This is a genomic window from Streptomyces sp. SD15, assembly GCF_054462255.1.
This window is the reverse complement of sequence record NZ_JBTLMO010000039.1, coordinates 1-13250: the sequence shown is the minus strand read 5'-3', so window position 1 is coordinate 13250 and position 13250 is coordinate 1. Positions and strand designations below refer to the sequence as shown.

10 protein-coding genes are annotated in these 13250 nt (G+C 69.6%); 5 read left to right on the top strand and 5 right to left on the bottom strand.

The annotated features are described in order from the left end of the window. Window positions 1–270 precede the first annotated feature (270 nt). The gene (locus tag ACX28W_RS31200) at window positions 271–933 is read left to right on the top strand and encodes a bifunctional DNA primase/polymerase (protein ID WP_459003155.1); all 663 of its coding nucleotides are present in this window, start codon (window positions 271–273) and stop codon (window positions 931–933) included. 89 nt (window positions 934–1022) lie between these two features. On the opposite strand, the gene ftsY is transcribed toward ACX28W_RS31200, so the two are convergent. Further along, complete coding sequence (ftsY, locus tag ACX28W_RS31195) at window positions 1023–2231, bottom strand: signal recognition particle-docking protein FtsY (RefSeq protein WP_459003254.1); 1209 nt, start codon at window positions 2229–2231, stop codon at window positions 1023–1025. Window positions 2232–2347: 116 nt separating this feature from the next. Between ftsY and ACX28W_RS31190 the strand changes: the two genes are divergently transcribed. Both ACX28W_RS31190 and ACX28W_RS31185 read left to right on the top strand, forming a co-directional pair. After that, window positions 2348–3790: a cytosine permease gene (locus ACX28W_RS31190; protein WP_459003153.1), complete on the top strand. Its 1443-nt coding sequence runs from the start codon at window positions 2348–2350 to the stop codon at window positions 3788–3790. Between the two features lie 48 nt (window positions 3791–3838). Beyond that, on the top strand, window positions 3839–4828 hold the full coding sequence (locus ACX28W_RS31185; protein WP_459003152.1) for an LLM class flavin-dependent oxidoreductase: 990 nt from the start codon (window positions 3839–3841) through the stop codon (window positions 4826–4828). Between the two features lie 87 nt (window positions 4829–4915). Here the strand turns inward: ACX28W_RS31185 and ACX28W_RS31180 are convergent, their stop codons facing one another. The 4 genes from ACX28W_RS31180 to ACX28W_RS31165 all read right to left on the bottom strand — a co-directional run bounded on the left by ACX28W_RS31180 (window position 4916) and on the right by ACX28W_RS31165 (window position 11552). Continuing rightward, a complete protein-coding gene (locus ACX28W_RS31180) occupies window positions 4916–6334 on the bottom strand; it encodes a sugar porter family MFS transporter (RefSeq protein WP_459003150.1) in 1419 nt (472 codons plus the stop codon). Window positions 6335–6594: 260 nt separating this feature from the next. Then, window positions 6595–10476 carry an AAA family ATPase gene (locus ACX28W_RS31175; RefSeq protein ID WP_459003148.1) on the bottom strand — a complete coding sequence of 1294 codons (3882 nt, stop codon included), beginning with the start codon at window positions 10474–10476 and terminating at the stop codon, window positions 6595–6597. A gap of 208 nt (window positions 10477–10684) precedes the next feature. Then, window positions 10685–10888, bottom strand: a complete 204-nt coding sequence (locus tag ACX28W_RS31170) for a hypothetical protein (RefSeq protein WP_028802434.1) — start codon at window positions 10886–10888, stop codon at window positions 10685–10687. A gap of 382 nt (window positions 10889–11270) precedes the next feature. Continuing rightward, window positions 11271–11552, bottom strand: coding sequence for an acylphosphatase (locus ACX28W_RS31165; RefSeq protein WP_459003147.1), 282 nt, complete (start codon window positions 11550–11552; stop codon window positions 11271–11273). 143 nt (window positions 11553–11695) lie between these two features. Between ACX28W_RS31165 and ACX28W_RS31160 the strand changes: the two genes are divergently transcribed. Together ACX28W_RS31160 and ACX28W_RS31155 are read left to right on the top strand one after the other, a co-directional pair. Beyond that, entirely contained in the window at window positions 11696–12667 is a 972-nt protein-coding gene (locus tag ACX28W_RS31160; RefSeq protein WP_459003145.1) for a CAP domain-containing protein, read from the top strand. A gap of 73 nt (window positions 12668–12740) precedes the next feature. Then, window positions 12741–13148: a winged helix-turn-helix transcriptional regulator gene (locus ACX28W_RS31155; protein WP_459003143.1), complete on the top strand. Its 408-nt coding sequence runs from the start codon at window positions 12741–12743 to the stop codon at window positions 13146–13148. Window positions 13149–13250: the final 102 nt, after the last annotated feature.

Sequence of the window (13250 nt, the reverse complement as noted above, 5' to 3'; positions counted from 1 at the left end):
ACGATCACCCGTCCAGCCATGGCGATCCCGGAAACGCCACCATTCGCCACCCCTTCGAATGAACTCCGGATCGCCTGTACGCGATTCACTTGACACAGAACGGCCGGAGCGGGCGGAGCGATGCATTCGAGGGCGCGCACAGCCGAGCGCACTACCCGGAGTGCTTCCGAGCGCCGTAAGGACCGCGCCACTTCCGGGGGCAGGAACACACTGAGTCACGTTCCGCGTCCGGGGCGTAACCACCGGCTCTCTGAACCCGTTGGAGGGGGCATGGGCTTCACGATCGGCAGCAGTCGGGGGATTCGCGAAATCCGGCCGGGCTCCCGTCGCCGCGGCCGCTCGTCGGAGTGCACCGCCGTGGCCGAGTTCACCGGGCTGTGGGGCTGGGACGTGGTTCCCGGCACCCGGGCCGCGGCAGGCGCGTGCTCGTGCGGCAAGGCCGACTGCCCCTCCCCCGGGGCGCATCCGCTGGACTTCGCGCCGGTGATCCCGGCGGGCGCCACACTCGACGAGGTGTCCGAAGCCTGGGCCGAGTTTCCCGGCGCCGCGGTGATGCTGCCGGTCGGCCGCGCCTTCGACGTGCTCGAGGTCGCCGAGCCCGCGGGGCGGCGCGCGCTCGCCCGCCTGGAGCGGATGGGTCTGCCCCTCGGACCGGTCACGGCCGCCCAGGACGGCCGCGCCCATTTCTTCGTCGCCCCCGGCGCGGCGGCCGAGCTCCCCGAGCTGCTCTACCGGATGGGCTGGGACGACGCGTCCCTCGACCTGCACGGCCTCGGCGCCGGTACGTATCTCACGGCCCCGCCCTCCGACCGAGCCGGCCTCGGCCCCGTCCGCTGGCTCCGCTCCCCCGCGCTGGACTCGGCGACCAGGCCGCCACAGGCCCGCCTCCTCCTCGGCACGCTGGCGTACGTGGCGCACCGGTCGAGGGCGTAGCGGCAACGGCGTACACAGCAAAGCGCCCGCCTCCCACTGCACCTCGGGGGCGGGCACTTCTTCGACCACCTACGCCTATGGGCGGGTGGTCACTCTCCGATAAGGGCGTCAACGAACGCCTCCGGCTCGAACGGCGCCAGATCGTCGGCACCCTCGCCCAGACCCACCAGCTTGACCGGCACGCCCAGCTCGCGCTGCACCGCGATCACGATGCCGCCCTTCGCCGTGCCGTCGAGCTTGGTCAGCACGATGCCGGTGATGTCGACGACCTCGGCGAAGACGCGTGCCTGAACGAGACCGTTCTGGCCGGTCGTGGCGTCGAGGACGAGCAGCACCTCATCGAGCGGGGCGTGCTTCTCGACGACCCGCTTGACCTTGCCGAGCTCGTCCATGAGGCCGGTCTTGGTGTGCAGGCGTCCGGCGGTGTCGATGAGGACGACGTCCACGCCCTCCTCGATGCCCTCCTTGACCGCGTCGAAGGCGATCGAGGCAGGGTCGCCGCCCTCCGGTCCGCGCACGGTGCGGGCGCCGACGCGCTCGCCCCAGGTCTGCAGCTGGTCGGCGGCGGCGGCACGGAAGGTGTCGGCGGCGCCGAGCACCACGTTCTTGCCGTCGGCGACGAGCACGCGGGCGAGCTTGCCGGTGGTGGTGGTCTTACCGGTGCCGTTGACACCGACGACCATCACGATGCCCGGGGTGTCGAGGGGCGAGTCGGTCTTGACGGAGCGGTCGAACTCGGGGACGAGGATCTGCAGCAGCTCCTCGCGCAGCAGGGTGCGCAGTTGGTCGGGCGTGCGGGTGCCGAGCACCTTCACACGCTCACGCAGCCGCTCGACCAGATCCTGGGTGGGCTGCACGCCGACGTCGGCGGTGAGCAGCGTGTCCTCGATCTCCTCCCAGGTGTCCTCGTCGAGGTGCTCGCGCGAGAGCAGCGTGAGCAGCCCCTTGCCGAGCGCGTTCTGCGAGCGGGAGAGCCGGGCGCGCAGGCGGATCAGGCGCCCCGCGGTCGGCTCGGGGATCTCGATCGGGGGAACCTCGACGACGGGCGTCGGCTCCTCGACGGCGACCGGCGCCGCCGCCGAGCCGTCCGGGAGATCCACCTCCTCTATCGTCCGGCGCGGTTCCTCGCGCGGGGTCTCGGCCTCGTCTCCGAGGTGCGGTTCGGCCGGAGGGGCGGTGATGTCGGGCGTCTTGGGGGGCGCCGGGGGCAGTGGCTTCTTGCGGCGACTGCCGATGACGAGCCCGCCGAGCGCGCCGAGCACGAGCACGGCGATGACTACAGCAAGGATGATTTCCATAACCCACCCAGTATCGGCCATGCCCGTTCCTTGGAGGGGAAACCCAGCCCGCGTTCCCCTGGGGGGAACATAAGCCATTGAGAGGACTTAATGGGATTAAAGTAAACTGATCATTCATGAGCACCGCCGGACCCCGCGATGGCACGCTCGAAACGCACGGAATTGAGCCCGTCCCGCTCCCCGAGCGCACTGCCAAAACCCGCGACCTCTTCCCCACCTGGGTCGCCGCGAACATCACCGTCCTGCTGCTGACCATGGGTGCGACCCTGGCCGTCTCGTACAGGCTCAACATCTGGCAGGCCTGCGTGGTCGGCGTCGCGGCGCCGATCGCGGCGTTCGGCCTGGTCGGGCTGATCGGCATCGCGGGCAGGCGGGGCGGCGCGCCCGGCATGGCCCTGTCCCGGGCGGTCTTCGGGCAGCGCGGCAATCTGCTGCCCGGCTCGCTGATCTGGATCGCCCGCTGGGGCTGGGAGACGATCAACGCGGTGACCGGCGCCTACGCCCTGCTGACCGTCCTGGACATCGTGTTCGGCGTGCAGCGCAACACGTTCCTGATCGTGGTGACGCTGCTGCTCTTCGTGGTCGCGACGTTCGCGATCTCGGGCCTCGGCATCCGCGCCGTGCGGAAGTGCAACAAGTGGGCGACGTATCTCTTCGGCGGCTTCTCCGTGCTCGTCCTGGGCCGTCTGATCGTGAACACGGACTGGGGCGAGGTCTTCGGGCGGCCGGCGGGCCCGACGCCCCTGATGATCACGGGGGTCGGGCTGATCGCCGCGGGCGGCATCAGCTGGGCTCCCTCCTCCCCCGACTTCACGCGCTATCTGCCGCGTACGGCCCCGTCCTGGGCGATCGTGCGCAACTGCGTCGGCGGCGCCGCCATCGTCGTACTCCCCATGGTCCTGATGGGCGCGGTCATGGCGTTCGACACGCCGGGCCTGGCCTCGGCGGCCGACCCGGTCTCGTTCGTCGGCGCGATCCTGCCGATGTGGATGGCGGTGCCGTATCTGCTCATCGCCCTGGTCGGCATGCTGCTGATCAACGCGATGTCGATGTACTCGGCGGGCTTCACCGCACAGACCCTCGGCCTCAAGGTGCCGCGGCACTGGGCGGTCTCGGTCAACGCCGTGATCTCGCTGGTCCTCGGCGGCGTCCTGATGCTGTTCGCGCCCTCCTTCATGGGGTCGTTCATCGCGTTCCTGTCGCTGCTCGCGGTCGCCTTCTCGGCGTGGGTCGGCGTCTTCGGCGCCGACATGCTGCGCCGCAAGGCGTACGACGCCGGCGCCCTGCTCGACACGACGCGGACCAGCGCCTACTGGTACCGGGGCGGCTTCAGTCCGGCAGCGGTCGCCGCCTGGGCGGTCGGCCTCGGCTCCGGAGCGCTGTTCACGACATCCGACTGGTTCACGGGCCCCCTGGCCGCGAACAACCCCGTCGGCGAGTACGGCCTCGGCTGGGTGGCCACCGTCGCGGTCTCCTTCCTGCTGTACGTCGTCCTGCCGAAGCCGGCGGTCGCAGGGACCCCGCAGGCCGCCGAAGAGCCCGCATCCCTAGCCGTCTGACGCACCGTCAGCTAGCGTCCCCCCTCCACACACGAAGGGGGGCTCCCCATGCCCGTATCGGTCGTGCGCTTCAACCTCGTCGACCCCGACGCCACACCGGCCTCGCTGAGTGCCCGCTACAAGGCGGCGGTCGAGATGGCCGCCTACGCCGACGACCGCGGCGTCACCACGGTGCAGACCGAGGAGCACCATGGCGTCGCCAACAACTGGCTGCCCTCGCCGTTCGCCTTCGCGGGCGCGGTGTTCGGCGCCACCCGGCACCTCGCGGTCACCGTCTCGGCGGTCATCGGCCCGCTGCACGATCCACTGCGCCTCGCCGAGGACATCGCCGTACTCGATCTGCTGAGCGGCGGAAGGCTCGTCACCGTCGCGGGGATCGGCTACCGGCCCGAGGAGTACGCCCTCTTCGACGTCGACTGGAAGCGCCGCGGCACACTGCAGGACGAGCTCCTGGAGACGGTGCTGAAGGCGTGGACCGGCGAGGACTTCAGCTACCGGGGCCGTACGGTACGGGTCACCCCGCGCCCCTTCTCCGACCCGCACCCCCTGCTGCTGGTCGGCGGTTCGTCCCGGGCCGCGGCCCGTCGCGCCGCCCGTCTCGGGCTGCCGTTCTTCCCCAGCGCGCACCTCCCTGAGCTGGAGGCGTACTACAAGGAGCGGCTCATCGAGTACGGCACCGAGGGCTGGACCATGATGCCCGCCGCCGAGACTCCGCTGCTGCACATCGCCGAGGACCCGGACCGGGCCTGGGCCGAGTACGGCACCCACTTCCTGCACGAGGCACGGACATATGCCTCCTGGCAGTCCGGCGACATCCGCTCGGCGGTGAAGTCGGCGGCCACGACGGTCGACGAGCTGCGTGCCGAGGGCGTGTACCGCATCCTCACGCCCGAGGCGTGCGTGGCACAGGGCCTCGCCACCTATGTGCTGCATCCGCTGTCCGGCGGGATGCCCGTCGACGAGGGCTGGCGCAGTCTGCGTCTGTTCTGCGAAAACGTACTGCCCCGGCTCAAGGACCTCGAGGATCTCGGAGGCTGAGCCGGGGCAGTACGTCTCTTACGAGTACGGGGAGAGGGGCAGCGGGGGGTTGGCCCTTCTCCCCGAGTCCACAGGGGGTTACGAGCGTCAGCCCATCTCCTCCAGGGCCTTGCCCTTCGTCTCCTTCACATACTTGAGCACGAAGGGGATGGAGAGCGCGGCGAAGATCGTGTAGATCACGTAGGTCGCGGAGAGGTTCCACTCGGCCAGCGACGGGAAGCTCGCGGTGATGGCCCAGTTGGCGATCCACTGCGCGGCGGCGGCGACGCCCAGCGCGGCGGCACGGATCTTGTTCGGGAACATCTCGCCGAGGAAGACCCAGACCACGACACCCCACGAGAGGGCGAAGAAGAGGACGAAGACGTGGGCGGCGATCAGTGCGACCCAGCCCTGGGTCGCCGGCAGCTTGCCGTCCACCAGGTCGAAGGAGAAGGCCCAGGCCTCGAGTCCGAGGCCGATGACCATACCCACGGAACCGATGAGGGCGAGCGGCTTACGGCCGATCCGGTCGACGAAGATCATGGCGATCACGGTGCCGACGATGTTGATGATCGACGTCGTGAACGAGTAGAGGAACGAGTCCGTCGGGTCGACACCGACCGACTGCCACAGCGTCGAGGAGTAGTAGAACGCGACGTTGATGCCGACGAACTGCTGGAAGACCGAGAGGCCGATACCGATCCAGACGATCGGCTTGAAGAAGAAGCTGCCGCCGAGCAGGTCCTTGAAGGTCGACTTGTGCTCGCTCTTCATGGCGTGCTCGATCTCGAGGACGCGGGCGTCCAGGTCGACCTTGTCGCCCTCGACCTCCTTGAGCACCTCACGGGCGCGGGCGTCGCGGCCGACGGAGATCAGGAAGCGCGGCGACTCGGGGATCGCGAAGGAGAGCAGACCGTAGAGGACGGCCGGGACGACCATGACGCCGAGCATGACCTGCCAGGCCTCGAGGCCCAGGACCTCACCACGCTGGTCGCCGCCGGCGGCGTTCAGGATGCCCCAGTTGACCAGCTGCGAGATGGCGATGCCGATGACGATCGCGGCCTGCTGGAAGGAGCCGAGACGACCGCGGTACGCCGCCGGGGCGACCTCGGCGATGTAGGCGGGGCCGATCACGGAGGCCATACCGATGGCGAAACCGCCGATGACACGCCAGAAGGCGAGGTCGTACAGGGAGAAGGGAAGCGCCGAACCGATGGCGCTGACCGTGAAGAGGACGGCGGAGATCTGCATGCAGCGGATGCGGCCGATGCGGTCGGCTATGCGACCCGCGGTCGCCGCGCCGATGGCGCAGCCGATCAGCGCAATGGCGATGACCTGGGCCAGCGCCGCGGAGCCGATGTCGTAGCGGCTTCGGATGGCTTCGACGGCGCCGTTGATCACGGCACTGTCGTAGCCGAAGAGGAAGCCGCCCATCGCGGCCGCCGCCGCGATGAAGATGACATGGCTGAGATGCTCGGGATGAGCTTCCCGGGCTCCGGACTGAGGTGCCTGCGCAGTGCTGGTCACGTGTAACTCCTCGGGCCACCGGCCTCGCTGCCGGGGGTGTGGGGGCAAGCCCTTCGGTAGTGGTACCAGTGGCGCACAACTTCACGCCGCCCACCACCTGAAGGTAAAAGCAACGTTGCAGAGACTATGCCTTCAAGTTTCGAAGTCAACAGTTCGCCAGCTGTGAATTTTTACGACAGAAGAGTGATGAGCGCGTTCAAGACTTGAACACAACGGGAAGCCCAGGTCAGCCCGGTGTGGGCTACATGTATCTGGTGGGCCTAGCGCAGCCGCTGGCTGATGACCTTCGACACACCGTCGCCCTGCATGGAGACGCCGTACAGCGCGTCGGCGACCTCCATCGTGCGCTTCTGATGCGTGATGACGATCAGCTGCGAGGCCTCCTGCAGCTCCTGCATGATCCGGATCAGCCGCTGCAGGTTGGTGTCGTCGAGCGCCGCCTCGACCTCGTCCATCACATAGAAGGGGCTGGGCCGCGCCTTGAAGATCGACACGAGCAGCGCGACGGCGGTCAGCGACCGCTCGCCGCCGGACAGCAGGGACAGGCGCTTGACCTTCTTCCCGGGGGGCCTGGCCTCGACATCCACACCTGTGGTGAGCATGTTGTCGGGATCGGTCAGAATCAGCCGCCCGTCGCCTCCCGGGAACAGCCGGCTGAAGACGCCCTCGAACTCCCGGGCCGTATCCCGATAGGCCTCGGTGAAGACCTGCTCGACGCGCTCGTCGACCTCCTTCACCACCTGCAGCAGATCGGCCCGGGTCTTCTTGAGGTCCTCCAACTGCTCACTGAGGAACTTATGGCGCTCCTCCAACGCGGCGAACTCCTCCAGCGCGAGCGGGTTGACCTTCCCCAGCTGCTGATATGCCCGTTCGGCCGACTTGAGCCGCCGCTCCTGCTCGGCGCGGTGGAACGGCCGGGGCTGGTTGCGCGGGTGTTCCGGGTCCTCGGGCAGTTCCTCGCCCTCGGCGGGGAGCGAGGGCGGCACGAGCTGGGCCGGACCGTAATCCGCGACCAGCCCCTCCGGCTCGACGCCGAGCTCCTCCAGCGCCTTCGACTCCAGCTGCTCTATGCGCAGCCGCTTCTCGGCACCGAGTACCTCGCCGCGGTGCACCGAATCCGTGAGTTTGTCGAGCTCGGCCTTGAGGTCGCGGCCTTCGCCCCGAGCGGCGCCGAGCGCCTGCTCCTTGTACGTCTTGGCGTTCTCGGCGGCGCCCCGCTCCTCCTCGGCCCGGGTCAGCGAGACCTCGACGTGCGCGAGCAGCTGCCGTGCGCCGGAGGCGACGGCCTCGGCGACCGCCGCCTCGTGCCGCAGCCGGGCGCGGCGCTGCTCGGCACGCGCACGTGCCTCACGCTCCGCCCGCGCGGCCCGGTCGAGTCCCTCGGCCCGCCCGGCGAGCCCCTTCACCCGCTCCTCGTGCGTACGCACCTGGAGCCGGGCCTCCATCTCGGTCTGCCTCGCGTTGGCCCCGTCGGCGGCGAGCCGATCCCGTACGGCGGTGTCGGGCTCCTCATCCACGGGCATCTCCTCGGCGACGGCGAGCTGCTCCGCCAGCTCCTCCGCCTCCTCCACGGCCCGATCGAGCGCCTGCTGCGCCCGCGCCGCGGCAGCGGTGCTCCGTTCGGCCTCCCCGGCAGCGCCGCGCGCCTGCCCGGCCAGCCGCCCCAGCTGCTGTGCCACGCCCGACTTCTCCCGCTCGGCGGCCCGCCGTCGCTCCCCCGCCTCCTCGACGAGCGCGGCCCGTTCCTTGCGGAGTTCGGTGGCCAGGTGGTGAGCCTCGGTCAACTCCTCGCAACGTACGGCGAGTTCTTCGAGCTCGGCCGCCGCCTCGTCGACCGACGCCTGTACCTCGAGCAGACTCGGCGCCCCGGCGGATCCACCGTGCGCGAAGTGCGCCCCGAGGAGGTCCCCCTCGGCGGTGACGGCGGTCAACTCCGGCCGCGCGCAGACGAGATCCTCGGCGTCCTCGAGAGTGTCGACGACGACGATCCCGCGCAGCAGCCGCCGTACGGCGGGCATGAGTTCGGCGGGCCCTCGGACGAGGTCGGCTGCGTACGGGGGTCCGGCCGGACGGGCTTGCGAGGCTGCTGCCCTCGCGTTGGTCGCTTCACCAGGGGTGCCGTGGCGCGTGGCCCGGGTGGAGTCGAGCGCACCGGCCCCGGACTCGAAGTCGTGACCCACGGTCGGCACCTCGGCCCGGACTCCCGGCACATGGCCCGAAGTCGGCACCGCAGGCCGCTCCCCGGCAACAGTGGCCCACCCTGCCGCATCACCATCGCCACGCGTGCGTACGTTTGCGGATCCTGCCGCATCACCATCGCCACGCATGCGTACGTTTGCGGATCCTGCCGCATCACCATCGCCACGCATGCCTACGTTCTCGGTCCGCAGGCCGGAGCCGTCCCCGCGCCCTGCCTCCTCCGGCGCCCCCGCCAGCAGCAACGCCGCCCGCCCCGCGTCCTGCTTGCGCAACAGGCGGATGGCCTCGGCGGCCGAGGCGGGGGTCGTCACCGCGATCGCGTCGGCCGCCGCGCCGAAGGCGGCGGCGAGGGCGACCTCGAAACCCGGAGTGACCGAGAGCAGCTCCGCCGCGGGGCCAAGGAGACCCGTGAGTCGGTCCGTCGCCCCCAACAACGCGCCCGTGCCGTCCTTGCGGCGCAGGCCAAGGGCGAGGGCCTCGTGGCGGGCCTGGGTCGCGGCGCGCCTGCGCTCGGCCGCGGTGGCCGCCTCGCGGGCCGCCGTGAGAGTGGACTCGGCCTCGGCGAGCGCCAGCTTGGCCGCCTCGTGCCGCTCCGTCAGTTCCGCGTCACCGGCGTCGAGACCGTCGACCTCGGCCTTCAACTGCTCGTACTCCTCCTGCGCCGCGACCGCCCGCTCCTGGGCCTCGTCACGGGCGGCGGCGAGGCGGTCGATCTCGGCCTGGGCGGAGGCGGCCCGCGAACGGGCGGCGTTGACCTGGCCGTTGAGACGGGCGAGGCCTTCACGGCGGTCGGCGATGGCGCGAGCCACGTCCTTGAGGCGCCGCTCCTCGACGGCGAGCTCGCGCTCCAGCTCGGCCCGGTGCGCGACCGTGTCCTCCAGGGCGTGCTCGGCCGCTTCCAGGGCCGCTTCGAGCTCGGCCTCCTGCTCACGGATCCGCGCGGCCTCGCGTTCCATGTCCTCGGGGTCACGTCCGCGCCGCTCTTCGGCAGGCACCGACGTGGCGCTCTTCACGCGCGCTTCGGCCAGCGAGACCGTGCCGCGCACCCGCTCGGCGAGCTGCGACAGCTCGTACCAGGTCTGCTGCGCCCGCTGGAGGCGCGGGGTGAGCCGGCGCACCTCGTCCTCCAGGAGAGCCTCCCGCTGAAGCGCCTTCTTCAGCTCGGTCTCGGCCGCTTCCTTGCGTTCCTTCAGGGCGGCCTCGTCCGCGATCTCGGTCTGGAGCGCCTGGCGCAGGCGTACAAGGTCGTCGGCGAGGAGCCGCAGGCGGGCGTCCCGGAGGTCGGCCTGGATCACCGCCGCCCTGCGCGCCACCGCGGCTTGCCTCCCGAGCGGCTTCAACTGCCGTCGCAGTTCGTCCGTGAGGTCCTGGACGCGGGCCAGGTTCGCCTGCATCGCGTCGAGTTTCCGCAGCGCCTTCTCCTTGCGCTTGCGGTGTTTGAGGACGCCTGCCGCCTCCTCGATGAACGCGCGGCGGCCCATGGGGTCGGCGTGCAGGACGGAGTCGAGCTGGCCCTGCCCGACGATGACGTGCATCTCGCGGCCGATGCCGGAGTCGGACAGCAGCTCCTGGATGTCGAGGAGCCGACAGGTGTCGCCGTTGATCTGGTACTCGCTGCCGCCGTTGCGGAACATGATCCGCGTGATGGTGACCTCGGCGTACTCGATGGGCAGCGCCCCGTCGGAGTTGTCGATGGTGAGGGACACCTCGGCCCGGCCGAGCGGCGGCCGCCCGGTGGTGCCGGCGAAGATGACGTCCTCCATCTTGCCGCCGCGCAGCGACTTGGCCCCCTGCTCGCCCATGACCCAGGTCAGGGCGTCCACGACATTGGACTTGCCCGAGCCGTTGGGGCCCACGACACAGGTGATGCCCGGCTCGAACCGCAGCGTGGTCGCCGAGGCGAACGATTTGAACCCGCGCAGGGTCAGGGCCTTGAGGTGCACGCCGCCGGACTCTACCTTTCGGGCCGGTCTCACTCCATGAACCCGCGGTTTCACCCATGAACGTGCAGGGCACACCAGACGTTAAAGAAAGTGGAAGGGCGCGCGGGGGAAAGAAGAAGGGACGCCGAAGAGGCGTCCCTTGCAAATCTGACAACTTAGCGGTTGATACGGGCAGCCCAACCACTGCTGTCGTAGTGCAGTGCAGTGATCAGGTGAGCGCAGGCTCCGCCTGGGGTACGTCGATGCTCTCGAGAAGCGAGTCGTGAGAAGCGGCAGCCGCGAGCGCGTCGTTCTCGGCCTGGATCCGTACGAGCTCGGATTCGAGGTCCTGTACGCGCTGCTGGAGCCGTCGCATCTCGGCGATGAGTCGCGGGTCGGAACCGCCGACGTAACCGAGAAGCGCCTTTGCCATGATGGATGGTCCTCCACACTGAGTGACCGACCGAAGCGGTGTGGGTCGTGAGGGAATCGCACCCGCGATGCTTGACATTTACTAAAGTCTTGCTGCCGTTCCACATGCCAAACAGCTAAGGTGCGCGGGGCTTTCAGCGTCTCACCAAAAAGTTTGACGGTCAACACGATCACGCCCCGTATCGGCGGGCAACCCACGGTCGCGCGGCCCTTGGGGCGGCTGCGCTGCGACTCCTGCGGGACCCTGGGGGCGTCGAGATCATCCTTCTCTGCGGAGCCTGCCACGACGAGCCGTTCTTGGCAACCACCAGGCCCTTTCTGCTTCTGGCAGGTGCCAGTGGCATGCCATACCGCTTCCGCCTGGGCGGTTGCGGCGGTCGCCGTCACCGGATGGCGAAGTCCTCGTAGATCCCCCGGGGCGTGTCCCAGATCTCAGTGACTCCGTCCACACGCCCGGGTGTGTCGTCCCCCTGGAGCCAGTCGAGCAGCCCTTGGCATTCGGCCCGAGCTCCCTCCGCGACCACCTGGACCCGTCCGTCGTCCAAATTGAGTGCAAAACCACTCAGGCCGCCGATCTCCAGCGCCTTGGCTCGCGTGAACCAGCGGAAACCCACACCTTGGACGCGTCCGCGTACCCAGACCACCAGCCGTACAACCTCGTTCATGGGTGCACGCTAACCGGACAAAGTCTCTCCGGGCACTTCCTTCCCTCCCGCCATGCGGTACCGTCCCGACCCAATGAGTCTCATATGAAACTCACTCTTTCGAGTGAGGGACGCTGACCGAAAGATCGAGGAAGGCCAGGAGATTGGGACGCCACCGACGCTCCGCCGCCGGCCGCGCCGCCACGGGCCGCGCCAACGGGGTCACCGACACAACGGGTACGTACGGGGCCCACACGGACCATTACGGTCCGGAGAATCTGTACGGCTACGCCGCGATCGCCGATCTCCCGAGCAATGCCGCCGCCCGCTCGCACCGCAAGGGGAAGGTCGCGACCCCTGTACGCACGGGTCTGCTCGGCGTCTCCGCGGCCGTGGCGCTGGGCACCGTCGCCGTCGCGGCCGGCGTACTGCCCGGCAGTGACAACTACGCGCTCGGTGGTGGCGGCAGCAACTCCGACAGCGTGCAGGCCGTGGGCTCCCCGTCCAGTCAGGAGACCCAGCAGGGCGGTACGTCGGGCAGCGCGGAGGAACGCGAGGACACGTCGACGAGCCGTGACGCCGACCGTTCGGCCTCCGCCTCCGCCACGCCCTCGGCCGCCCCTTCGTCGTCATCGGCCAAGCCGACCAAGGGGCCCGAGAAGACGAAGCCCGCCACCAAGCCCGCCAAGACGAAGACGCCGAAGCCGAGCAAGACCGCCAAGGGCCCGAAGACCACCGCCCCGGTGACGGTGTCCGCCGAGGCCGCGGCCGAGGCCGAGGTGCTCAAGCTGGTCAACGAGGAGCGGGCCAAGGTCGGCTGCAGCGCGGTGGCGGCGAACAGCGCCCTGTCCGCGCTGGCCGAGGCCTTCAGCGACGACATGGCCGCGCGCGGCTTCTTCGACCACACCGACCCGAACGGGCTCAGCCCCTGGGACCGGGCGGCGAAGGCCGGTATCACCGACCTGGGCGGCGAGAACATAGCCCGCGGCCAGGCCGACGCGGCAGCCGTCATGGATGCCTGGATGAACAGCCCCGGTCACCGCGCCAACATCCTGAACTGCGACTTCAAGACCCTGGGCGTAGGTGTGCACTACGGCAGCGGCGGCCCCTGGTGGACGCAGGACTTCGGCTACTGACGGACGGAGCGAGCGCTAACTATCAGTTAGCGCAACCTTCTGGTTTGCGCTGTGCCCTAGTAGGGTGAAAGGCATGCAACCCACCGTGCAGCCCGCCGAGAGCGGTGACTTTCAAGACCTCGTGTACGACGTGTTCGCCCGCGGCTGCCCGTCCCGGGGCACGCTCGAGCACGTCACCGGACGCTGGGGCTCGCTCACGCTCGGAGCGCTGCACGACGGTTCGTTCCGCTTCAACGAGCTGCGCCGCCGTGTCGACGGCGTCAGCGAGAAGATGCTCTCCCAGACGCTGCACGCGCTGGAGCGTGACGGTCTGGTGCACCGTGAGGCGCAGCCCACGAACCCGCCGCGTGTCGACTACACGCTCACGCCGCTCGGCCACGAGGTCGCCGAGCGCCTGTTGTCCCTCATCCGCTTCGTGGAGGGCCGCATGGACGACGTCCTGGAGGCCCGCGCACGCTACGACGCGACGCGCGAGAGCTGACTCCTCAGGACTTCATCTAGTACTCCAGCAGCGTTTCGCTATCTGGTCTGGTCAGAGGCGTCGTCCGGAGTGTAGTTGGCTGATGGTGTGTCAGGGGCGGCC

Excerpts from the sequence above, each read along its gene's own strand:
- ACX28W_RS31200 (WP_459003155.1), top strand. The coding sequence starts at position 271 with ATGGGCTTCACGATCGGCAGCAGTCGGGGGATTCGCGAAATCCGGCCG.
- ftsY (WP_459003254.1), bottom strand. The coding sequence starts at position 2,231 with ATGGAAATCATCCTTGCTGTAGTCATCGCCGTGCTCGTGCTCGGCGCG.
- ACX28W_RS31190 (WP_459003153.1), top strand. The coding sequence starts at position 2,348 with ATGAGCACCGCCGGACCCCGCGATGGCACGCTCGAAACGCACGGAATT.
- ACX28W_RS31185 (WP_459003152.1), top strand. The coding sequence starts at position 3,839 with ATGCCCGTATCGGTCGTGCGCTTCAACCTCGTCGACCCCGACGCCACA.
- ACX28W_RS31170 (WP_028802434.1), bottom strand. The coding sequence starts at position 10,888 with ATGGCAAAGGCGCTTCTCGGTTACGTCGGCGGTTCCGACCCGCGACTC.
- ACX28W_RS31165 (WP_459003147.1), bottom strand. The coding sequence starts at position 11,552 with ATGAACGAGGTTGTACGGCTGGTGGTCTGGGTACGCGGACGCGTCCAA.
- ACX28W_RS31155 (WP_459003143.1), top strand. The coding sequence starts at position 12,741 with ATGCAACCCACCGTGCAGCCCGCCGAGAGCGGTGACTTTCAAGACCTC.